The organism is Rhodothermus profundi (assembly GCF_900142415.1).
GTDB classification, from domain to species: domain Bacteria; phylum Bacteroidota; class Rhodothermia; order Rhodothermales; family Rhodothermaceae; genus Rhodothermus; species Rhodothermus profundi.
On sequence record NZ_FRAU01000010.1, the window covers coordinates 100596 to 123848 of the forward strand.

Annotated in this window: 11 protein-coding genes; 5 read left to right on the plus strand and 6 right to left on the minus strand. The window is 61.3% G+C overall.

Annotation, left to right across the window (positions count from 1 at the left end; all coding sequences use genetic code 11):
* The first annotated feature begins 1 nt into the window (after position 1).
* Complete coding sequence (locus tag BUA15_RS12730; RefSeq protein WP_072716375.1) at positions 2-1105, plus strand: ABC transporter ATP-binding protein; 1104 nt, start codon at positions 2-4, stop codon at positions 1103-1105.
* A 1-nt stretch (position 1106) separates the two neighbouring features.
* Here BUA15_RS12730 and BUA15_RS12735 read toward each other — a convergent pair whose 3' ends face one another.
* Genes BUA15_RS12735 through BUA15_RS12745 form a run of 3 tightly spaced genes read right to left on the minus strand, consistent with a single transcriptional unit; the run spans position 1107 to position 12878 of the window.
* A complete protein-coding gene (locus BUA15_RS12735) occupies positions 1107-3233 on the minus strand; it encodes a fibronectin type III domain-containing protein (RefSeq protein WP_072716376.1) in 2127 nt (708 codons plus the stop codon).
* Positions 3234-3244: 11 nt separating this feature from the next.
* Positions 3245-11227, minus strand: a complete 7983-nt coding sequence (locus BUA15_RS12740; protein WP_072716377.1) for a hypothetical protein — start codon at positions 11225-11227, stop codon at positions 3245-3247.
* Positions 11228-11243: 16 nt separating this feature from the next.
* Complete coding sequence (locus BUA15_RS12745) at positions 11244-12878, minus strand: hypothetical protein (protein ID WP_072716378.1); 1635 nt, start codon at positions 12876-12878, stop codon at positions 11244-11246.
* A gap of 488 nt (positions 12879-13366) precedes the next feature.
* Here BUA15_RS12745 and BUA15_RS12750 point away from each other — a divergent pair, with 488 nt between their 5' ends.
* From BUA15_RS12750 to recN, 4 genes are all read left to right on the plus strand, one after another.
* On the plus strand, positions 13367-15400 hold the full coding sequence (locus tag BUA15_RS12750) for a glycoside hydrolase family 97 protein (RefSeq protein ID WP_072716389.1): 2034 nt from the start codon (positions 13367-13369) through the stop codon (positions 15398-15400).
* 85 nt (positions 15401-15485) lie between these two features.
* Complete coding sequence (locus tag BUA15_RS12755) at positions 15486-15860, plus strand: hypothetical protein (protein WP_072716379.1); 375 nt, start codon at positions 15486-15488, stop codon at positions 15858-15860.
* Between the two features lie 159 nt (positions 15861-16019).
* Complete coding sequence (secA, locus tag BUA15_RS12760; RefSeq protein ID WP_072716380.1) at positions 16020-19430, plus strand: preprotein translocase subunit SecA; 3411 nt, start codon at positions 16020-16022, stop codon at positions 19428-19430.
* 26 nt (positions 19431-19456) lie between these two features.
* Complete coding sequence (recN, locus tag BUA15_RS12765; RefSeq protein ID WP_072716381.1) at positions 19457-21193, plus strand: DNA repair protein RecN; 1737 nt, start codon at positions 19457-19459, stop codon at positions 21191-21193.
* A gap of 167 nt (positions 21194-21360) precedes the next feature.
* Here recN and BUA15_RS12770 read toward each other — a convergent pair whose 3' ends face one another.
* The 3 genes from BUA15_RS12770 to BUA15_RS12780 all read right to left on the minus strand — a co-directional run bounded on the left by BUA15_RS12770 (position 21361) and on the right by BUA15_RS12780 (position 23181).
* Complete coding sequence (locus tag BUA15_RS12770) at positions 21361-21969, minus strand: hypothetical protein (RefSeq protein ID WP_072716382.1); 609 nt, start codon at positions 21967-21969, stop codon at positions 21361-21363.
* A gap of 8 nt (positions 21970-21977) precedes the next feature.
* On the minus strand, positions 21978-22697 hold the full coding sequence (locus tag BUA15_RS12775) for a hypothetical protein (RefSeq protein WP_072716383.1): 720 nt from the start codon (positions 22695-22697) through the stop codon (positions 21978-21980).
* 73 nt (positions 22698-22770) lie between these two features.
* Positions 22771-23181, minus strand: coding sequence for a T9SS type A sorting domain-containing protein (locus tag BUA15_RS12780; protein WP_245771924.1), 411 nt, complete (start codon positions 23179-23181; stop codon positions 22771-22773).
* Positions 23182-23253: the final 72 nt, after the last annotated feature.

The window sequence follows — 23253 nt, forward strand, 5'->3', positions numbered from 1 at the left end:
AATGCAGCAACCAGCGGGGGTTTCACTGGAGCAGGTCTGGAAGATCTACGACAATGGCCAGGTAGCTGTGGCAGACGTGACGTTCGAAGCAGCCGAAGGGGAATTTCTGGTGTTGCTGGGCCCTTCGGGCTGTGGGAAAACCACGTTGCTGCGGCTGGTGGCCGGCCTGGAGCGCGTCTCGCGCGGGCTCATTCGCATTGGCGGTCAGGTGGTCAACGAGGTGCCGCCTCGCGACCGGGACATTGCCATGGTCTTTCAGAACTATGCGCTTTACCCTCACATGACAGTTTATGAAAACATGGCATTCGGGCTAAAGCTGCGTCGCGTGCCAAAAGCTGAGATCGACCGACGCGTGCGAGCGGCAGCCCGGGTGCTGGAATTGGAACACCTCCTGGATCGACGTCCGCACCAGCTCTCCGGGGGACAGCGGCAACGGGTGGCCGTAGGGCGTGCCATTGTACGAGAGCCCCGCGTGTTTTTGTTTGATGAACCGCTTTCGAACCTGGATGCGCGTCTGCGGGTGGAAATGCGGGCTGAGCTGGCCCGGCTGCATCGAGAGCTGGGGCGCACCATGCTTTATGTAACGCACGATCAGGTAGAGGCCATGACGCTGGGCCAGCGCATTGTAGTGCTCAACCAGGGACGCATTCAGCAGATTGGCACGCCCCTGGAAGTCTACCATCGGCCGGCTAACCGATTTGTGGCGGGCTTTATTGGCAGTCCGCCCATGAACTTTATTGAAGGACGGCTGGAGCACCGAGATGGATTATGGTTTGTAGGGGAAGGTGGGCTGGTGCAGGTGGCGCTGCCGGCGGCCGGCTGGCCTTACGTACGGGTAGGGCAGGCCGTGACGCTGGGCGTGCGCCCGGAAGCTGTTACGATAGCCACGCCTGAACAGGCCATGATGCAGGGAACGGTCGCGACAGTTGAAGTGCTGGGAGCGGTGGCAAACCTGCATGTGCGGGTCGGATCGCTCACGGTGGTGGCGCAGGTGGAGGCAACAGTGCGGCCTGAACCCGAGCAGCTGGTTTCCCTGCGTATTGATCCGGCCCGCGTGCATCTATTCGATGCCGAGACGGGTCAGGCGTTGCCGCGCGCTGCCTGATCTATTCCTCTTCCGAAACTACAACGGTCACTTCCTTGCTGATAGGGGAAACCGCTCCGTTTTCAAAGTACACCTGAACGGCGTACCGGTAGGTGCCGGGACCAATCAGATCCAGGTCTTCAAATCGTAACGCGCGGCCCGCCGATCGGTAACGGCGCAGCGGCTGCTCGTTGAACCCGCGGTAGATGACGAACCAGTGGGGCGTACTGTCCTGGTATGTCCAGGTCAATACGACGCGCCGGTTGCGGGCATCATAGCGGGCGCGCAGGTTGGTGACCGAAGCGCGACGCGCGCTGACGTAGGGGCGCGCCTGCACTGGTGGAGAGGGGGCAGATAGGTTACCTGCGTCATCTTCAGCCCGCAGGGTGTAGTAATAGCGGCGTTCTGGCTTGACGCTGGTGTCTTCATATTGCTGGACCGCAGGGTCCAGCACAGCAATCTCCGTCCAGAAAATCTCCCGGGGGCGTTTCCGGTAGAGGTGCACCCGCACAACATCTGAACTGCTGCTGGGAATCCAGTGCAGGATGATGCTGGAGTCGGTAGGTGTCACGCGGGTAAAAAGCGGAGAGACGGGCGGGACGCGATCGGGCAGGATTACCCGAACGGGTTCGGAGGGATCCGACGGGTTGTAGTTGCGGTCGAGCGCCACTACGCGGTAGTAGATGGCCTCGGTCAGGGTATTCAGATTGAGCGTATCGACAAAGACCGTATCGGTCAGGGGGAAGCCGGTCGCCAACGTAAAGGTATGGTCGAGCTGGTTGGCCCGATAGACGCGGTAGCCCAGCAGGTCGGACTCCTGGTTGGATTGCCAGCGGAGCGTTAGAATACCTGTGGTATCTACATGGGCCACCAGCCCTGTAGGAGGGGCGGGAGGGATGGAATCGATCAGATGAACGTACTGGGGCATGGAAGAGGACAGGTTGCCGGCTGTGTCAACAGCCAGCACGATGTAGTAGTTGTTAATACCGGAGATTGCGCGGCTGTCGGTGGCTTCCCGGGTGGAAGGCGGAAGTTCCTCGCCGATCTCAAAGGGACCGTCCGGACTATTGGAAATACCAATAAAGAATCCGGCCAGATCGGGCGAAGGATTGTCGAGGCGCCAGCGCAGGCGGACGGTGCTTTCCCGGACGTGCTCGGCGGTTTCGAGGACCGGAGGAGGAGGAGGGGTCAGGTCGCGTGACATGCCCGTTACTTCGACCGGGCGCGAGCGGCGCGCGAAGGCGTCGATACCATAGATGCGGTAGTAGTAGCGGCGGTAATTGACCGTGGTGGAATCGGTAAAACAGAGCATGCGGTTTTCAGCGAGCGTTGCATTTGTTTCGATCTGCACCAGCGGCGTTTCGGTCATCAACTGATACTGCTGTCCATCCTCTGAGCGTTCGACTACGTACGCGGTAAAGGCATAGGCGGCCAGTCGTGGGTCCCAGCAGAGGCGCAGTTGACCATCACCGGGTTCCACTTCGACCGAAACGTCAAGCGTGGCCGGTGGGGTGGGGGCTACCGTTACCACCACATAGGCCGTATCCAGGCGCAGTGAGGAATGGGGAGCCGCTGCAAAAACGCGATAGATGTACGTGGCGCCTGGTTCGACCGCGGCATCTTCGTAACGTAGGCCCAGGCCCTCGGCTGCCAGCGAGTCAAGGTCGGCAGCAAACAACGCAAAGCTGAAACGGTTTTCCTGTTCGGCAGCCCGCAATTGCGCTGCCTCGAAGGGATTGCGCGCCTGGATAGGAGCAGGAGCCCCATAGAGCATCTGAGCAGCGATGGCTGCCTGGGGACGGGCTTCGGGGTTCGGGATGCGCTGGCGCCAGAGTTCCAGGGACCAGGGGCGGAGGGGCTGAGAAGTGAGTCGCTCATAAGCGAGTGGTTCAGAAGGTGGTTGCTGCGGGTTGATGCGGACGCGCTCCACGTGGTAGCCGACCGCGTTGCCGTGGTCCCAGGCCAGGTAGGAGGTGGGGGCCCACCGAAGTACCACGCGCGCTCCATCAGACCAGGCCTGCACGGCCAGCGAGGGAACGCGGAGCGAGTCGGCTGCCAGCGTGTCAGGTTGCTGAGCCTGCAGTGGTAATGCGCCGATTCCCCAGAGGCTCAGCAGCAAGTACCCGAGGCAGAGAAACCGTAAATGCATAGCCGGTACGGTTAACGGAAGTTTCGGGGAGGCCGGTTACCGGTCTCAAAAGACAGATCTACGCCGGGCATCTCCAGGTCGGGAGCGGCGCAGGTCGGATAGCCGAACCAGATAGACAGCCGGCTGTAGGGCCGTACAAAGGAAGAGAACCCGGCCAGCCAGAGACGACGGCGGTCTTCGTCAGAGAGTGACCACCAGCGGTCCGTACTGGCCAGTGCGGCCACCTGATTCTGAACGATCCGGTGGTCCAGATAGGCCAGCGTGGGGAATCGATACTGGAAGACCAGTTGAGGAGGGGGTGGGGGCGGAATGCGCATCTGCATCTGTCCGGAGTACCAGGCCAGGCTGCCTTTCTTTGTGCCTGCGCGGGCTACGCGTTCCTCTACCGGGGGAGGCGGCATGAGCTCGCTATCCTGGAGGGGGCTTTCCAGGAGGCTCTGCCGGCGGATCAACTCAAGGGCCATGCGGGGGGCCATGTTATAAAACGAGACAGCCGAAATGCCCAGGCGACGCAGGATGTTCAACGGCTCATAGATATAAGGCCGCGCAAAACGACGCATCCAGTCGTCCTGCCAGTTGATGCTATAGGTCAGCAAGGCCTCGCGCCAGAGCCTGCCCTGCAGGCGCCGCCGCTCGAAATCGTAGCGTTCGAAGCCTTCGTCCGCCCACGTTACCGTCACCTGGAAGTCATGTATTTCCACAGGCGATCCAAAGAGACGTCCGCGCTCAAACTGGTAGGTGCTGGTCGTGGAGAGCTGCGCGAACTTTTCCTGTAGCGTCCGATAGCGGCTGGTGCGGAAATAGTACAGATACAGTTGCTGCTCACCCGGACGCACCCGCGGACGCGGCAACGTGCGGATGCGCTGCTGAGCTAAAGCGCCCCGCAACTGCTGCCAGGCTATGGCCAGTTGCAACGCTTGTTCGGTGGTGCGCTGAAGTTGCGTGCGCTGGAATTGCCCCGCTACTTCCGGATTTAGCTGCACGCTGAGTTCAGTAGAGGTCCCTCCCGCTCCAGGCGATTCGGCCGGGCCCGATTGGGCAGTATAGGTTGCGACAAAGCCTCCTGGAGAGGGCCGCAGATGCTCACGACGAATGACCTGGAGCACATAGGACGTAGCCGGTAGCAACTCCGGAATGGGGAACGTGATGGCATTCCGGGTGAGCTGCCCTTCAACGGTGATGGGAGCACCGCCACCTTCTACGGGCGTGAATCGGACCAGAATGTCGGCGTTTTCAGCCAGATACTGGTAGTTTTCCGCAAGGTAAATGCGGCCAGGGTCGCACATGTCCTGCAGGAAATAGCGCTGGCGGTTGCGCGGATAGCTGTAGAGGACATGTTCCGGGCGAATCTGCTCGGGACGAGCGCCTGCCTGGAACCGCACGGTGCGGGTTTCCTGAATCAGCTCGCCCTGTGCGTTGCGCACCGGTTCCCAGCGCCCTCCCGCCACCTCATAGATGATTTCGTCGCCGACCCAGCGCCGGTCAACAACGCGCCCACCAATGAGCTCCTCCGCATAGACGTTCACCTGAGCCCAGTACCAGGCAAAGGACTCCAGCGGTTCGTCGGGCTGGAAGTAGACTCCATCCCCCTCGGGCGTCACTTCGTTGCGGCCCCGGACCATCGGCCCCCGCTCGTTGTCTTTGCGCAGCACGATGCCGCTGGTGCGCAGCCGGTAAATATGTTCGCGTCCTTCCGCGTCTTTCATCACGAAGGGACGATCCAGATCGGCGCTGAAGGCCGCCATAGGTTCGGTAAAGACATCGACGTCCCGCTCCCCGTCGCGCGGCCGCAGGTCGGTGATCAGCTCAATGCCTTCCAGCGGAGAGGGCGGTAGTGGTTTACAGACATCCCCGACGTTGAAATCATAGCGGAAGGTGCCTTTGATCGCGCCGCCCAGAATGCTATAGCGTCCGGATATCGCTCCGGTGGCATAGGTCGGGTTGGGAAGGCCACCACCGAGCGTAGCACCCACGGCAGCGTTGAAAATGTCGAAGCGTCCGCTGACCAGGAAAAGATCCACCTCAATGCTCAGGCGGGCCGTAATGCCGGCATACAGCTGCCCCTGGGCATACCAGCCATTGATGCCGATGCCGGTCATGGTGCGCCCATCTTCCAGCGTGCAGAGCGCATCGGGGCCGTAGTCGATCAGGGCCAGATCAAACCCGATGAAGGCGTTGAGCTCACCGTAGAAGATGAGGAACTGGCCGGAGAACTCAAAACCGGTCGAAGCACCGAAGAGGAAGGCGCGTCCTGTCAGCTCTCCGGTAAAGTCGGTCCGTTCGATGGGAGGCGCGGGCGGCCGAGGATCCGGCATGCTGGGCACCTCGGGCCAGTTTCCGATCCACAGATAACCATCGACCCGGTTGAGCGCGATGACCTGTAGCCGCATGCGATCGGCCTCCGGTGTGGGGCGTCCCACGCGCAGGAACCACCCACGGGGGGCAAAATGCAACTGAACCTCACCGCTTCCATCGACTGCGGTTACGCCTCCGGCACGCAACAGCACCCGGGCCTGGAAGGTGGCATCGAAGGTGCGCTGGGCAAAATTCATGTCGATGGATACATTGCCCGTGATGGGCGGATTGGACGGGCGGTCTGTTGCAGAAACCAGCATATAGGCATCGCCCCGGAGGGTAATCCGGTTGAGGCCACCCCGCCGGTTAAAGGCGACCTCCAGCGTTACATCCGCATTAAAGGGTTCAGGTCGGCCAGATGTCCCGATCACCGTAGCGGCACGCAACCCCAGCGCGACGTTGCGGTCCGGCACATAGCGGACAGTACGGATGCCGCGGCTCAGCGCTTGCGGATCGGGCAGGTTTGCCTGGCGCATGCGATAGTAGATGCCGCCTCCAAAACCATAGAAGGACATGCCCGTCGTCCCGATCGGAATGCCACTGGTGCCGCCTAGCGTTACCAGCCCGTCAATGTACCAGTAGTTAAAGCCGTCCACCTCCCCAAAACGAGCGGTGGCACTGACGCTCACGCTTTCCAGGAAGGAAGCGTTGAGCGTCCCAGCGAAGCCGCTGCCGTAGGTGGGGTCGTCGCGATAGAACTCCAGGCAACTATCGTCGCTGACCGACACCACGCCGCTGATGCTGCCGCCAAGGCACAGGGCGTTCAACTCCACGCCGGCAAAGGCCGGACGCATGGGGGCGCCCGGCGGCCGCTCCAGCCGTCCCCAGACGGTCAGGGTAGTCCGGGCCGATAGCGAAGCTTCTTCGCTGCCCAGGTGAACGGCCAGCGCAAAGCGCAGACCGGCTGCCGGGTCGCCGTCGCGCGAGCCCACTTCCAGCCCCAGATCTTCGACCGTGACTGGAAAGCCCATGCTTTCCTGCGCCGGCGTGCCGGTCGGGGCCGGTCCGGTTCCTCCCAGATAGTGCGGAGGACTGGCCCAGCTCCAGGTGCCAGAAGCGAAATAGGGGGGACGGGAACTGACGCCAAAGTTTTCAAACTGCACGCCCCGGAACGATAACGGAATGCCGCCCAGATCGCCCGCCAGGGTAAGCGTGCCGTTCAGGCAGGCATAGGCCTGAAATTCAGCCCGTCGAGTACTCCCGAAGCAATTCTCAAGCGGACGGTTGGTGATTTCGATGCGAGAGGTCGGCTGCAACTGAAGCTGGGCCGCTTCGAAAAGAGTGGCCCGGAAGGTTTCAGGTGGTTCGATCCGGAAGGAGTAGTAAAGCGAAGGCTGGTCGCCGGTCTCGCCGCGACGTTCTGTTTCCTCCGTTTCGCGTTCGCCTTCGCGCCGCTCGGCTTCAAAGGCGTCGGCCGATTGCAACAGGGCCGTGTATTGGAGGGCAGGCTCCCCAATGGGAATACGGATCTGGCCCTGCATCTGGCCCTCCCGGAAGGAACTGCTCACCCATTCGGCCCGGATGCGCTCAATGGAGAAAGCCCAGCCGTCCAGACTGCCAGGATTGGAGTCGAGGTTCAGCAGGTTGGTGGCCTGGGCCACCAGCGTAAGGCCGGTGCCGTCGATCAGGACGTTCTGCACGCCAAAAGACAGGCGGGCCGAGGGGTCTTCAAACGAGCCGAACTGGGAGGGCAGGAAGAAGGTGGCATTTCGGATGTACCAACCAGTCCAGGAGTTGTCTCGGCTGCCCTCATAGCCCTCCGGAAAGACAATGTCGGGTGGGTTGCGGTGGGTGGCGTTATCGTAGACAATGTCGGACGCTTCAAAGATGAAGTCGGTGCCCGTGATGCGGGCACGGTCCATGGTGCCTGACACCAGCCAGCCGTCCAGGCTACGCGTTGCGAAGCGGAAGGTGGCGCGGGCGCGGTCACCGCGGTCGGTGCCCGCTTCGTTGATGGGAATGAACCACTCACGTGGAAATTCGAATTGCAGAGCCAGTTGCAACTCCTGAAAGCCGGTGCAGTCCCAGCCAGCACCGGTGCCGGTTTCGCCCGGTTCGGTGTCCGCTTCGCCCAGCACGCGGAGGATCAGCTCCGGGCTGCGCCGGAGCGTAAACTGGAGCGAACGTTCCAGGGCGAGCCGGAAGGCGCCGGCCAGTCCGCGCGGGTTGATGCACACGTCGCGCGCGCCCAGGGCCAGGCGGCCGGTTTCCAGGAAGGGCATCGGCACATCCAGGAGGGCATTGAAACTGGCGCGGGTCGGCAGAAAACGCACGCCCACGATGGCCACGACCCACTGCGAGCCTTCGATCACCTGGTCCAGGCCGATGGGGAGCGTCACCGGCTCAGTGGACAGACCGAGCAGGCTGACCAGCTTGCGGCCGGCCCGGATGGCTTCGCGGATGCGTCGGGCGCGGGCTGTATCGGGCTCAAAGCGTTCAAATCGGGTGGCCCACTCATCCGGGACCGCGTCGTCGGTTTCGGCAAACGCCTCGCCGGCGACGACCTGATCTTCGGTGTTGATCTGCAGGTTTTCAAAGCGCACGCGCAGGTTGAAGGTAGTGCCCAGGGTGACCTGAATGATCCCGCGACCGGAAAGGCTACTGCCCGTCCCTGTGGCTTCTGTAATGCGCAGGAGAAACTTTCCGATCTGCACCTGGCGGCCGACGAAAGCCGAGGCAGGCTCTGTAGAGAGCGTGCGGTTGGCGGGGAGCGGTTCTTCGCAGGCCGCCAGGCAGGCCGCCGAAGGCTCGCGGAGGCGGAAGCGGGTGGGGGTGCTCTCGGCACGTTCGGGTAAATCGGGAACCCCCTCGTTATTCAGATGCAGGGTGACCACCCAGACGAACTGCGCCGGCTCGGTCGTGGTGAGGAGATAGGGCGCAGGCGGCGTGCCCGTGTAAATTTGAAAGACATTGGGTTCCTCCGGGTGTGGCTCCAGCCGGGTAATGTCCAGGCGGGCCACCAGCCGTTCCGGATTGGAGAAGACGTCCCGGATCGGCTCGTCGTCGCCGGTGAGCCGTCGAATTTCCAGCCAGCCGGAGCGCAGGCGGGCCGGATCCAGCGGACGCGTGGTGCGGATGTAGAAGGGAGTGCTCAGCTCATTGATAACAGCTCCCGCAGCGGGCTGGTAGTTCTGCACAGCAAACGCAACCTCGCCAATGGTGAAGCGACGCACCGGCGAAGACGTGTAAGGACGGCCTTCCTCGTCAAGCCAGACCACGCGCCAGTAATAGGTGCCCCGCGTCCACCGGTGATCAGGACGCCAGCTCTGCTCCGTCAACACGTCCGCGTAATCGTTTTCTGTAAAGGCAAATTCGAAGGGCTGTTCAAGCACCAGGCTTTCAGGAGCAAAGTCGGGAGCGGTTGCCACCTGAAGGCGGGCCTGGTGGGTCGTGGTCCCTTCAAAGAACATGGCCGCTTCGCCCCGGGCAATAGCCAGCACGTCGGGCGAAAGGGCACGAGGTGAGAGGCGGGGCGTCCAGGTAAAGGCGATGGGCTCCCCTTCTTCAAAGGTGGCGTTGTTGGCCGGGACGCCTAGCTCGGGCGCCACCATGCCGTGGACGAACGTGAACGGCTCCGAACGCACCGACTCCGTAGAGCCATCCGGGTTGCGGAAGGTAGCACTGACCGTCCAGCGATAACGACGCCCGGGCCGAAAGGCATTTGCCCACTCGACCAGCTCCGGCGGCCGACCTGCCACGTTTACGATATGCATGCTGGCCCGGTAGGTGTCTTCGCCGGGCGTGACCGCCAGCGGGCCTCGCGGCCAGTTCAGGCGGCGCGTGTTGGTCCAGGATCGCCCTGTGCCTTCTTCTTCCACCGTTACATTAAAAGTTACTCCCCGATAGTCATTCCGGAAGGGAAGCCACCGAATGATGAGCAGTTGGGGACGCCAGGGAAGGGTGTCCCGATGGGTAGGATGAACGGATAAGATGCGAAGTTGCTCGCCCAGCGTGAGCTGAACGTTCAGGCGAGGAGTTGCCGGGGCTTCCAGAAGACTCCCATCGGCCCGTCGGGCAAAGAACAGAAAAGCAATCTGGAAGGACATGGAGCGGCCGTCTCCCAGCTCGCGCACCAGCCGTTCAAAGGGAGAGTCAGAAAGATTGAGATAAAAGCGTATGGTGTGCGTAGCACCAGGTGCCAGCGACACGTCACCTTCTGGAAGCGGATCGCCGTCTTCTCCTTCAGGCGACTGAGGAGGGCGATCGCCTGGAGGATACCAGGTGGTGCGAAAACGCGTGATGGTCAGCGGTTGAGCCCCCAGGTTTTCTAGCCGCAGTTCTACCGGTTGCCGGGGATTGTCCGGGGTTAGCCGGAGGAAAGAAGTCAGTAGCTGGGCGCGTAAAGGATTAGCCGGACGGATTCGGTAGGTTAGTTGGATGGGGCGGTCTGCTTCGCTTTGAAAAGAGCGTCCGTCTTGCTCCGCAAAGAAAGTGAAGACAATGGGGAAAGTCAGGGAAGTCCCATCGCCAAAGCGGGTAACCACGTCCTCAAAATAGCCGGGGTCTTCTGGCGGCCGCAGGTTGAACTGAATCGTGTACAGCTCACCGGGCGCCAGCCGGACAGCGCCTTCCGGCAGCGGATCGCCTTCGGGGGCTTCGGGAGAGTGGTCGCCTGCGGGCGTTCGCCAGAGTGCTCGGAAGCGATGAACGGTCAGCGGAGTGCCACTGACGTTTTCCAACTGAAAGCGGACCGGTTGCCGCGTAGAGGCAGGAGTGAGCAAGACGGTGGGCGTCAGCGTGCGGACGACAAGCGGCGTCTCTGGAGCGGCAGCGCGTTCAGGCAGCCAGATCGTGGCCAGTTGGCTGACGCCGCGGCCCCGCCCCTGGTCGCGGCCGTATGGTCGGCCCTCCAGAAGACTTTGCACCTGCCAGACGTAGCCAATCGCCCGGGGATCCAGACGGTCGGTGCGCAGGGCAGGGTCACCTGCGCCGTAGCGGTAGGTAGTAGTGGTCAGGTCTGTTTCAAACAACTTCCGATTAAAGCGAGAAGCATCGACCGGCGTCTGACCCGGATAGATGGGCCATAAAGTCAGCTTGTAAGTAACCCCTGTGATGCCAGAAGGCGGCGTGAAGGCCCAGGAGAAGACCGGGTAGTCGGTAGTCAGGGTTTCACCATCGGGTGGAGAAATCAATTCCGGTGGGTCCGGCTCCACCACCTGAAAGACGGCGCAGAGCTCACCGGTAGAGCCTACCGGCTCTGGGGGCGATACGCTGAAGTCCAGAATGGTAGCGCAGAATTCATAGTCGCCTTCTGGAATGCCATCACGCAGGACTTCTTCCCGGAACGGTCGCGCAATCTGGACGGCTGCCTCTGCTATGAGTTGATCCCATGTGAACACACGGGTTTCAAAAGGGCCCAGAGCAAACGATGGTTGCGCCGGATGGCCGTCTCGCGAGCGAAGAATTTCGCCCCGACTGCTTTCGCGGATGACAAACGAAAAGCGCAGATTGGCAAAGGGGCGGGTTACTCCGTTTCGAATCTGGATCTGAATCAGGGTAGGATCCCGCTGCCAGCTATCAAGCGAGCGGGGCATGGCGGTCGGACGACGAATGAGAATATTTACCTGGACAAGATCCTGGGCCTGCGCTGGTAGCAGGCTCAGCCACCACCCGAGTAGAACCAGCAGAACGCGCTTCATGGCAGCCGTCGGTCAGTTAAAATCGATAGCTGTAGCCGAGGTAGGCGGTGCCCTCGGTGTAGCCGCGAGAGTCCAGACGCACCTGTCCGTACCGATAGGAACGCAGGTTAAGCCGAAGCTGAAGCTGGCCGCGAGGGCCTGCCGGAACGGAAAGATTGAAGCGGCCGATAAGGCCTGTATCCGTAAACTGGCTCTGAGAGCGCTGCAGGCCTACCGAAAACGTGGCCCGCGTACGCCCCCACTGGAGGGTAAGCGACTCGTTCCAGTTTAAAACAGTCGTCTTCAGGCTATCGAATGAACTACGATTCCAGGTAATGCTGGAGGTAAGCGTATGGCGCTGGGGAAATGTCAGGCTGTGGGAGAGCATCAGGTCCTGGTTGCGCGTCAGGCGGCTTTGAGGCAGCCCTACGTAGCGCTCATTCGCTTGCTGGTAGCGTGCGCTGAGCGTGATTGTGTGCAGCCAGGCGCCGGCCTGAAGGCGAAGCGTGGGCGTCAGGCCGAATTGCCGCGAGATGTTGGAAACCGTGAGCGTGTCGATCCGGCGGGAGAGCCGCACGCCAAAGTTCGTGAACTCGGCCGCCACCGAGAAGGCGGAACTGAATAGAATCGTGGCGTTGATGGCGGCCAGGCCGCGCTGGCGTGTGCTGAGGCGACTGCCGGCCAGGTTATTACGCCGCACGCCAAAGCGAGCCGTCATCTGAACCACGCGGGTCAGGATGCGTGGCGCTACCAGCAGGTCCAGGATATCGTTTTCCAGTTGAATGGCCCCCAGCGACCGAAAGCCAGGCCCTACGTATCGACTCTGGAGCTGCAGTTGAAAGGCGCGGGCAGGCCGAAGGATCAGGGCCGAAGATACGGCCACATCCACCCGTGAGCCGACCCGAAGCGCCACCAGTGATCCGAGCAGATCCTGCACTTGTTGAAAGGCCTGATTGAAATCCAGCGGACCTGCCCAGACGTCTGGCGTGTATACTGAGGCCGCCACTTCGGTTTTGAGTTGCAGGCGTCCGGGCAGTGGCGCCAGGCCAACCGCCGCAGAGACGACCAGATTGTCCTGCGGAGCCAGCCCATAGGTGGTATAGGCTTCCAGATCAGGCGTGTCTTTGGCGCGCAGTCCGGTGATCCAGAAGTGCCACCCATCCTCTCGGCCCACTCCGATTTGAAGAGCGGTGAGCGTCTGACGCAGCAGCGGAGGCTGGCCGCGCAGCGTGTCGGCCGGAACCGCCCGCTGCGTCAGTCCCTGCACAAACGCCAGCCGAAACGGTCCGGGTGTAAGTTCAAAACCCCCACCCAGCAACCGGGCATCGCGCAGCGTCAGCTCGGTGAGCCGGGTAGAAAAATATCCTGCATGCAGTTGGATCCAGCGCCAACGAGGACTGAAGCCGAACTGATTAAAAGGCAACTGGTAGCCCACGTCATCGGTCGATAAATAAAAAGAAAAAGGCAGCGTTAACTGATTGCCGATCGTTAGCGTGAGTTGCCCCTGCGCCCCGAGCTGCTGTCCAGGTCGCCGGCCTAGCGCAAGGCCGTTCTGGCCATAGAGCTCACTATAGATCGAAAATCCTCCGTTTACGCGTACCGGCTGCGGATGAGCATTTCTGGGAACGGCTATCAGCATGAAGCCCCAGAGCCATGCGGTCCATCGAAGCATTGCTCAGACGATACAACTGACAAAAATTAAAAGCATGCTTCTCCGGAAGCTCTGAGCGAACGGCTTCCTACCGAGAGAAGCTGCGTTCCAATGATAGCGAAATAAACCAATTATATCAAGAAATGTCAACATATTGCGTTATAAGTACAGATAGTTCTGGGCAAAAAGCCGACAAAAACGTCAGTCAAAGTAGTCTCAGATACCAGGCTGCATTGTGCGGGCACCCCGCGAGATTCTCTGAGGTAGCCCGGGAGGAGGCGCAGGCAGGGCCGGCTTGAAATTTGAAGGCATGCCTGTCTGGCTATTAAGTAGCGCGAATGATGCATAAGGGGACGAGCTAAGCAGGAGTGAGACGGGCAAGGCCGGCAGAAAAGGACGCTGCAAGCAGCCAGAACGGCTGCCCCCGGGATAAGCGCGGCCATTGACGAGCAACGCGTGACAGCCTATATTACCTCAGGCTGTGTAAGCGCTAACATTAGAACGGTATGATGCAGCGTCTATGGGCATTTCTGCTGGTATGGCTGAGCATGCCACTGGGCGGCTGGACGCAGACCACTACGGTGACTTCGCCAGATGGTTCGTTAGTGGTAACCTTCAGGCTGGAAGAGGGACGGCCCGTCTATCAGATTGATCGTTTGGGGATGCCACTTATTTTGCCTTCGCCTATGGGTTTTGTGCTCAAGGAGCAACCGCCGCTCGTAGGACCGTTCCGGCTTATCGGTCTGGTTCGTGATACGGTCGACACGGTCTGGACGCAGCCCTGGGGAGAGAAAAAGCATATCCGGAACCATTACCATGAGCTCCGACTGCAGCTTGAAGAGACGACCGAGCGCCCTCGCCGCCTGGATCTTGTCTTTCGCGTCTTTGATGAAGGCGTGGGGTTCCGCTACGAATGGCCCGAGCAGGCATATCTGGACCGGTTCGTCATCATGGACGAGTTGACCGCCTTCCGACTGGCTGGCGACCATCAGGCCTGGTGGATCCCCGCCTATCATCCGAATCGCTATGAATACCTGTACCGGCGCACTCCGATTAGCCAACTCGATACGGTCCATACGCCCCTCACTATGGAAACAGCCGATGGATGGTTTTTAAGCGTTCACGAAGCAGAGGTGGAAGACTATGCCACGATGACGCTGGCGCCCAGCGATTCGCTGACGCTGGAAGTGGACCTGGTACCCTGGTCCGATGGCACGCGCGTCAAAGCGCAAACGCCCTTTCGTTCCCCCTGGCGCGTGCTGCTGGTCGGCGACAATGCAGGCGAGCTGATCACGAACTATACCCTGCTGAACCTGAACGCGCCTAACCGGCTGGGCGACGTCTCCTGGGTGCGACCGGCCAAGTACGTGGGGATCTGGTGGGAGATGCACATCGGGCGCTCTACCTGGGGCTCTGGACCGCGCCACGGTGCCACCACCGAAAATGCGAAGCGCTACATCGACTTTGCGGCCCGCCACGGCTTTGATGCCGTGCTGATTGAAGGCTGGAACGTCGGCTGGGACGGGGACTGGACGCAGAATGGCGACAAATTCCGTTTTACGGAGCCCTATCCGGATTTTGATATTGAAGAAGTTGCGCGCTACGCCCGCGACCGGGGCGTTCAGCTTATCGGGCATCACGAAACGGCCTGCCACATTACCAACTATGAGCGGCAAATGGAAGCCGCTTTTGCTTTCTACCAGCGACTGGGCATTCATATGGTAAAAACGGGCTACGTGGCGCACGGCCGCAACTGCATCTGGATTGATGAGCAGGGGCAGGTGCATCGGGAGTGGCACCATGGTCAGTTTATGGTGCGCCATCATCGCCGCGTGCTGGAAACGGCTGCCCGCTACCAGATTGCTATCAATGCCCATGAACCGGTCAAAGACACGGGTGAGCGGCGCACCTATCCAAATATGGTCAGCCGCGAAGGGGCGCGTGGCCAGGAATACAATGCCTGGAGCGAAGATGGAGGCAACCCGCCGGAGCATACCACTATCCTGCCCTTTACCCGGCTTCTGGCCGGACCTATGGACTTTACGCCGGGCATCTTTGACATTCTTATCAAAGACCGGCCCAACAACCGGGTCAACACCACGCTGGCCAAGCAGCTCGCGCTCTACGTAGTAATCTATAGCCCGCTTCAGATGGCTGCGGATCTCCCGGAGCACTACGAGGCGCGCCTCGATGCGTTTCAGTTTATTAAAGACGTGCCAGTTGACTGGGAAGACACCCGCGTGCTGCATGCGCGCATCGGCGACTATGTGACGATTGTCCGCAAAGACCGCCACAGCGACGATTGGTATCTGGGTAGCATTACCGACGAATATGGCCGCACGCTGGAAGCTCCGCTCTCGTTTTTAGAACCGGGCCGCCGCTACCTGGCTGAAATCTATCGCGATGCCCCAGACGCCGACTGGCGCACCAATCCGCTGGCTCTTGAAATCGTTCGTCAGGTTGTTGATGCGTCAACCGTGCTCACGCTCCGCCTGGCACCCGGAGGCGGCACAGCCATTCGCTTTCATCCGATCGAAGAGTAGGGGCCGAGCCCATCGCCTGGTGGGACCTATTTGCGCCAACTTTCATAAAAGCAATAGAGAACTTGCATCAACCTTATTCTTACACATGCGGTGGGTGATTGTCGGGTTGGCGCTGCTGCTCGGCGGATGCGTCGGGTCGCGCAAAGCAAAAGAGGCGGAGGGTGGCCTGCAGGTGTGGAAAAGCGATACCCCCTGGGGGCAGGTGACGGTGCGCCAGATGCGAAGCGATAAGGGGCTTTGCACCTTCCGGGAGGTTACGCTGCATCGGCAGGTTGGGCTCTACCTGGACGGACGCCCCACTTTTGTGCGGGCAACCGATTACCTGTGCGACGATACCTTCGACGACTGGCGCTTCCGTTCGGTTGTAGAGGAGCAGCGGGCTAACTACTGGGATCTGTCGGCCCTGCTGTTGCACCTGATGTACAGCACGATGCCCATTGAGGAGCATCCCCGCTGGTAGGGCGCAGGAGCGACACGCAACAGAGCGCATGCGAGGTGGGAACGGACCGCCTCGGGCAGCGTGAGAGTGCCGGTACCTGAGGGAAAGGTACGGTTACCCGCGGTGTCGCTTTTCGATGCCGCGGTTCTTGCGTGTAAATATCTGGAGGCAATACCTGCCATGTTTGACTTTCTGAAACGGCTGTTTGGGGATCGTAACGAGCGAGAACTGAAAAAACTCTGGCCTATTGTCCATAAAGTTAACGCGTACGCTGAGCAATTCCAGGCGCTCAGCGATGAGGAGCTGCGCGCCAAAACCGATGAGTTCAAGCGCCGCATTAAAGAGGCCGTGGCCGACATTGAGGCGCGCAAGGCCGAAATTGAAGCGCGTCTCCGAGGCGAAGGCGTTGACGTTAGCGGCAACGGCCACGCGGAGGCTGAGGAACTTTCACCAGAAGAGCGGGAGCGCCTCTACGAGGAGTTGGACGAACTGGAAGAGGAATGGCTGGAGCGCGTCGAACGCAAACTCGATGAACTGCTGCCCGAAGCTTTTGCGGTAGTGAAGGAAGCCTGCCGCCGCATGCTGGGCAAGGAGTGGATGGCTGGCGGGCAGAAGATCGTCTGGGACATGGTCCCCTACGACGTGCAGATCCTCGGCGGCATCGTGCTGCACCAGGGCAAGATCGCTGAAATGAAAACCGGCGAAGGCAAAACCCTGGTGGCGGTCATGCCGGTCTACCTGAACGCGCTGGCCGGCCGCGGTGTGCATGTGGTAACGGTCAACCCCTACCTGGCGCAGCGCGACGCCGAATGGATGGGGCCCATCTACGAATTTCTCGGACTCACCGTAGACGTAATCGACCGCTACGAACCGCACTCCGAAGGCCGCCGCCGCGCCTATCAGGCCGATATCACCTACGGCACGAACAACGAGTTTGGCTTCGACTATCTGCGCGACCACTCTTTTGTGATCGATCCCGACCAGCTCGTGCAGCGCGGGCACCACTACGCCATCGTGGACGAAGTCGACTCGGTGCTGATCGACGAGGCGCGTACGCCGCTGATCATTTCCGGGCCGGTTCCACAGTCAGGCGACGAACGCTTCACGGAACTCAAGCCGGTCATTGAAAAGCTCGTCTATCTCCAGCAGCGACTGGTGGCGCAGCTCGTAGCCGAGGCGGAGCGCAAACTGAAAGAACGCGACAGGGCGCTGGAAGCGGGCGACCGCAAACGAGCCAGTGAACTGGAAGAGGAGGCCGGACTGGCGCTGCTGCGGGTGGCCCGAGGGTTTCCGCGCAATAAGCGCTTTATGAAGCTCAAGACCGAACCAGGCGTGGAAACGCTTTTGCAGCGCACGGAGGCCTTCTACCTGCAGGAGAACGCCAAAAACATGCCCTTCGTGGACGAAGTGCTCTACTTCGCCCTCGATGAGAAAAACCATACCATTGAACTGACGGAAAAGGGGCTGGACGAAATCGCCCGCATCGCCGGCCAGGACCGCGATATGTTCGTCCTGCCCGACCTGGGCGAAGAGACCGCCCGGATTGAGCAGGAATATCAGGAAAAGCTTCGGCAACTGGAAGAAGAACTGGCCCGTCGCACCGATCTTTCAGAAGAAAAACGCCGCAACAAGCTGGAAAACGACCGGCGACTCCTGCGCAAAGAACTGGAGGAGAAAAAGCGGGAGCTGTACAATCGCTACGCCGAACGCGCCGAACGGCTCCACGCCGTCGAGCAGCTCTTGCGCGCCTACACGCTCTATGAGCGGGACGTCGAGTACATTGTGCAGGATGGCAAGGTCCTGATCGTCGATGAGCACACTGGACGCGTGCTGCCCGGCCGCCGCTACTCCGACGGCCTGCACCAGGCAATCGAAGCCAAAGAAGGGGTCAAAGTGCAGGCGGCCACGCAGACCTATGCCACCATCACGCTGCAGAACTACTTCCGCATGTACCACAAACTGGCCGGCATGACCGGTACAGCCATTACCGAAGCGGAGGAGTTCTACAAGATCTACGGCCTTGACGTTATCGTCATCCCCACGCACAAACCCGTCATCCGGGTGGACCACGAAGACCTGGTCTTTCGCACCAAGCGGGAGAAGTTTCAGGCCGTCATTCAGAAAATCAAAGAATACCACAAGAAGGGTCAGCCGGTGCTGGTGGGGACCACTTCGGTCGAGGTGTCGGAAATGCTCAGCCGCATGCTCAAGCGGGAGGGTATCCCGCACAACGTGCTGAATGCGCGGCGAGACCGGGCCAAGCAGGAAGCCATGATCATTGCGCAGGCCGGCCAGAAAGGCGCGGTAACCATTGCGACAAACATGGCCGGGCGCGGCACCGACATTAAGCTCGGACCAGGCGTCAAAGAACTGGGCGGACTGGCCATCATCGGCACCGAACGCCACGAAAGCCGACGCATCGACCTGCAGCTCCGCGGCCGCGCCGGACGCCAGGGAGACCCCGGCGAAAGCCAGTTCTACGTCTCGCTCGAAGACGACCTGATGCGCCTGTTCGGCTCCGACCGCATCGCCCGCATCATGGATCGGCTCAAGATGGAAGAGGGCGAGGTCATCACGCATCCCTGGGTGACCAAGAGCATCGAACGGGCCCAGAAAAAGGTCGAGCAGAACAACTTCGCCATTCGCAAGCGGCAACTCGAGTTCGACGACGTGCTGGACGCGCAGCGTCGTGTCATCTACAGCCGCCGCCGCCACGCGCTCACCGGCGAACGCATCAGCCACGACGTGTTTGAAATGCTGCGCGATGTGCTGGGGCAGATCGTCGAACGCCATTACAAAGAAGGGGACCTGGAAGGCCTGCGCGAAGAGGTGCTGCGCACCTTCGCGTTCGATTTTGAAATGACGCCGGAAGAGTTTGCCCGGCTGGGCGAAGATGGGGTGTTTGACCGGCTCTACCAGGCCGCGCTCGATTTCTACCGGCGCAAACGCGAAATGCTGGCCGAGCCTTTCTACGAACGCCTGCAGGCCTTTCTGAATCAGGACGGCCTGGAGCAAAAGCCAGATCGCGTAGTGGTGGACTTCACCGACGGCCGCCGCATCCTTCGGGCCGTCGCCCGCGTGGACGAAGCGCTCCGAACCCGGGGCCAGGAAATCAACAACGCCCTGGAACGGGCCGCCCTGCTGCACTTTATCGATGAACACTGGACCGAGCACCTGCGCGAACTGGACGAACTCAAAGAAGGCATCAACCTGCGCGCCTTTGGCCAGCGAGACCCGCTCGTGGAGTATAAGGTTGAAGGTTTTAAGCTCTTCCAGCAAACGCTGGACAAGATCAACCGCGACGCCATTTCGTTCATCTTCCGCGCAGGACCTCTGGTGGAGACCCGTCCGGCTCCGTCGGCCGTCGCGCCGCGCCGGCGCCTGGATCCGTCCCGCGCGCGGGTGCAGCACGAAAGCGTGGACTCGTACGGCGTCCGCGTCCGGGCACGCACACCGGCCGACGCCGCCGCCCGACGGGACCCCACCGTCAAAGAACAACCCGTAGTCGTCGGCACTAAAATCGGCCGCAACGATCCCTGCCCCTGTGGCAGCGGCAAAAAGTACAAGCACTGCTGCGGACGTAACCGCTGATCGGACTGGCCGGGGCGGCGTGGATTATGCTGCGGACGCTCTACATCCGAGACTACGCGCTGATCGAAGAGCTGGAAGTTGAATTCGGCAGCGGTCTCAACATTCTGACCGGGGAAACCGGCGCGGGAAAGTCTATCCTGATCGGCGCGCTCAAGATGATCCTGGGAGAGCGGGCCGACTCGGAGATGATCCGGAGCGGAGCCCGCAAGGCGATCATCGAAGGGATCTTCGACGAGGCCGACACGCCCGCCATCCGGGCGCTGCTCGAAGCCAACGCGATCGATCCCCTGCCGCAACTCATCGTCCGCCGCGAAATCCTGCCCGGCCAGAGCCGCGCCTTTATCAACGATACGCCGGCCACTGTGCAACTGCTGCGCGAGGTGGCCGCCCACCTGATCGACCTGCACGGCCAGCACGAACACCAGAGCCTGCTGCGCACCGAAACGCATCTGGAGCTGCTCGATAATTTCGGCAGCCTGGGAGGATTGCGGGATACCTATCGCCGCCACTATGAAGAAGTGGCGCGCCTGATGCGGGAGCGCGAAGCGCTCATGGCACGCCGCCGCGAACTGCAGGAGGAAAAGGAACGCTACGCCTTTGAAATCGAAGAGATCGACCGGGTGAATCCCCAGGAAGGCGAAGAAGAGGCGCTCGAAGCTGAATTGCGCATCCTGGAACACGCCGAACAACTCTACGAAGCCACGGCCCGGCTCTACGAACTGCTCTACGAATCGGAAAATGCCGTGCACGACCAGCTCGTTCTGGCCCGCAACGAATTGCAGGACCTGGTGCGCATCGATCCCAGCTTTGACGAAGCGCTCCAGGAAATTCGCTCAGCGCAGATCAGCGTAGCGGAGATTGCCAAGTTTCTGCAGGATTACAACGCACGCATTGAGTTCAACCCGGAACGTCTGGAGGAAATCCGGGCGCGCCTGGTCGAACTGGAGCTGCTCAAGCGCAAGTATGGCGGCACCCTGGAAGCGGTGCTGGCGCATCGTGCTGAAATCGGTCGCAGGTACGAACTGGCCGTAGACTTTGAAGGGGCCCTGGAACGGCTGGACCGCCAGCTAACGCAGGCCATGCAGGCGCTCTCGGCCGCAGCGCAGCGGCTGTCGGCCAAACGGCGCGAGGTGGCCGAGCGCATCGAACAGGCCATTGTGAATGAGCTGGCCGTGCTGGGCATGCCCGACAGCCGCTTCGAGGTGCGTTTCACGCGCCGCCCGGATCCCGATGGCTGGATCGTGATGCCGGTGCCAGGCCGGGCGCCCGAACGCTATGCCGCTTTCTCGACGGGCATGGATCAGGTAGAATTTTTCATCACGACCAATCCCGGGGAGCCGCTTCGCCCGCTTGCGCGCGTGGCCTCCGGCGGTGAGGTCAGCCGCATCATGCTTGCGCTCAAAACCATTCTCGCCAAAAGCGACCGCCTGCCTATTCTGGTCTTTGACGAGATCGATACCGGCATTTCGGGAGCTGTTGCTCACCGGGTAGGCGAGCGACTCCACGATCTGGCCAATTATCATCAGATCATTGCCATCACCCATCTGCCCCAGATCGCCGCCTTTGGCGATGTGCATTTCCTGGTCGAGAAGGTGGTCGAAGAGGGCCGGGCCAAGACGCGCATCCGGCGCCTGTCGGACGAAGAGCGGGCGCAACAGGTGGCGGCTCTCATGAGCGGGGCGGAAGTAACGGAAGCGGCGCTGGAAAGCGCCCGCGAGCTGATCCGCCAGGTGGCCGCCCGGGAGAAAGCACCGGAAGCCTGAGCAGGATGCGGACCTTTCTGAGGCCAGCAGGGCTGCCGATTATTCACTCTGGGAAAACAGGGCGGCCTGCAACGCCAGTGTTGCCCGGTTATGGTCCGGCTACCAGCGAGCTTAAAGGGGAGCGGGGATTCTGAGGGGAATGGGCAGGCACCGGACAAGCGGTTACTTCACCAGGTGCAGGGGATGTAGCGCGGAAATCCTTCCATCGCCTGGCCTTCAAAACGACCCCGCACCCTCAACGTGTCGAACCGCGCCAGCCGGCTCCGAGGCGCAAACGCCGGCAACGGCTTCGCCTGCCGCACCAGCACCGCCGCAAACACGCCCGCATACTGCCCGCCAACCGGGTCGATCTGCGTAAACTGCACCCAGCTTTGCGTCGTATCCGCCGCCAGCGTAAAGTGGGTCAACCGATAGATGTCATCGTACTCTTCCAGCAGCACGCTGGCATAGCCCGGACGCAGGGGCTGCCGGCTCAGGCGCACGCTCAAGGGGTCCACCTGCAGCGTCAGCTGCACATAGTAGCGGCGCGCCCGCGTGTCTGGATCGCAGGTCAGGCCCCGCAGGATGAAGGTGCGGTAGAAGGGCACGTTGACCCGTCCGATGCGGGCGCCTTCGATCGGAAAGGGGCGGCCGTTGAGCGTCAGTTGCAGCTGGGCTGTAGGCAGCGAGGGCGGCACCGACAGCACGACGAAGAGCTCGTCGGCCTCGAGCAGCAGGCAGCCGCTCAGGAAGGCTGTCAGGCAGCAGGCGGCCCGCAGCAGGCAACGGGCTCGCATGGCTATTGTCACAGCGTGCGCAACCCCACGCGCAGGCAGTTGCGTTCCCGCCAGCAGCGGTGCAGATAATCCCACGTGACGGCCGGCACCCGAAACCGCCCCTGAAAATGCAACTTCGCGTCCGGATACCGACTCCAGGCCGGATCCCGACTGAACGGCGAAAGCACTACCTCAAAAGCCCCCTCGTAAAACACCAGCAGAAACGGCTCGACCTGCACCGTGTCGATCCGATCAAAACGCACCCAGCTCCGCAACGAATCCTCCCGCGCAATCCAGTACGCGGCTAAGAAAACATCGCCTTCTGTTTCACGGAAACGGCCCATTTCTCCTAAAACCTCTTTTGTGTAAGTTCCGTTGGCAACAAGCTTTCTGAGGTATGGATTAGAATTGAATAGATAATACGTGGTGTTGGTCTGGAGCGGCTTTTCGTAAAGGCTGAGCGATAGGACGGCTTCATAGAACGGAAGCGCAGGTGTTGGATCGCGCAGCGTAAAAAACAACACAAGGTAATGCACGCGTTCACCGGACTCAAGGATATAGTCCAGCGTTCCGAGCACCGAATCGGGCCGCCAGGGCTGGCCGTCCAGACAGATGAACGCATAGGGCCCATGGCCCTCCGGCGGTACTACCAGCTCCAGCTTGCGACAGATCGGATGCTCCTGATTCGACACCCCCAGTAAACTGCAACCCCAGAGCATGACCACGACCAGTAACCAGGCTATCCGCATAATGCCCCCCAGCTTTTTGCTGCGTGCTTCAGACCAACAGGACCGGGGCCAGACCTGGCCCCGGCCCCGCTGCTTACCGAATCCGCATCAATGTCCGCGTCAGCGTCCGTTCACCAACCCGCAACACCACCACGTAGCGCCCCGCCGGCCACGAGCCCGTCGCCAGCACCTCCCGGTGCCAGCCCGCCGCCATGCGACCCGGCCGCCGACGCACCACCTCCCGGCCCAGCACGTCGTAGACCACCAGCTCCACCTCCGACGCCGTCGGCAACCCGAACCGCACCACCACCTGATCCCCCGCCGGGTTCGGATACACCCCCGCCAGCACCGCCTCCAACGGCCACGCCGCCTCCAACCGCTCCCGAACTACCTGCAGCGAATCATCACCCGCTCGCTTGCACGGTGTCCCCAGCTCGTCCTCACACAGATACTCCACATAGATCTCTCGCGTGACGGTGTATGTCTGCCCGTCACTGCTCTGCACCGTCAGCTGAATGTAGTTCGATCCCGGCGGCAGGTAGGTCGTGAACGTCGCGCCGGTGCCCAGCACCGGCCC

Coding starts and splice junctions, on each gene's coding strand:
- BUA15_RS12770 (WP_072716382.1), bottom strand. CDS start 21,969: ATGCGAGCCCGTTGCCTGCTGCGGGCCGCCTGCTGCCTGACAGCCTTC.
- BUA15_RS12740 (WP_072716377.1), bottom strand. CDS start 11,227: ATGAAGCGCGTTCTGCTGGTTCTACTCGGGTGGTGGCTGAGCCTGCTA.
- BUA15_RS12730 (WP_072716375.1), top strand. CDS start 2: ATGCAGCAACCAGCGGGGGTTTCACTGGAGCAGGTCTGGAAGATCTAC.
- BUA15_RS12745 (WP_072716378.1), bottom strand. CDS start 12,878: ATGCTTCGATGGACCGCATGGCTCTGGGGCTTCATGCTGATAGCCGTT.
- secA (WP_072716380.1), top strand. CDS start 16,020: ATGTTTGACTTTCTGAAACGGCTGTTTGGGGATCGTAACGAGCGAGAA.
- recN (WP_072716381.1), top strand. CDS start 19,457: ATGCTGCGGACGCTCTACATCCGAGACTACGCGCTGATCGAAGAGCTG.
- BUA15_RS12735 (WP_072716376.1), bottom strand. CDS start 3,233: ATGCATTTACGGTTTCTCTGCCTCGGGTACTTGCTGCTGAGCCTCTGG.
- BUA15_RS12755 (WP_072716379.1), top strand. CDS start 15,486: ATGCGGTGGGTGATTGTCGGGTTGGCGCTGCTGCTCGGCGGATGCGTC.
- BUA15_RS12750 (WP_072716389.1), top strand. CDS start 13,367: ATGCAGCGTCTATGGGCATTTCTGCTGGTATGGCTGAGCATGCCACTG.
- BUA15_RS12775 (WP_072716383.1), bottom strand. CDS start 22,697: ATGCGGATAGCCTGGTTACTGGTCGTGGTCATGCTCTGGGGTTGCAGT.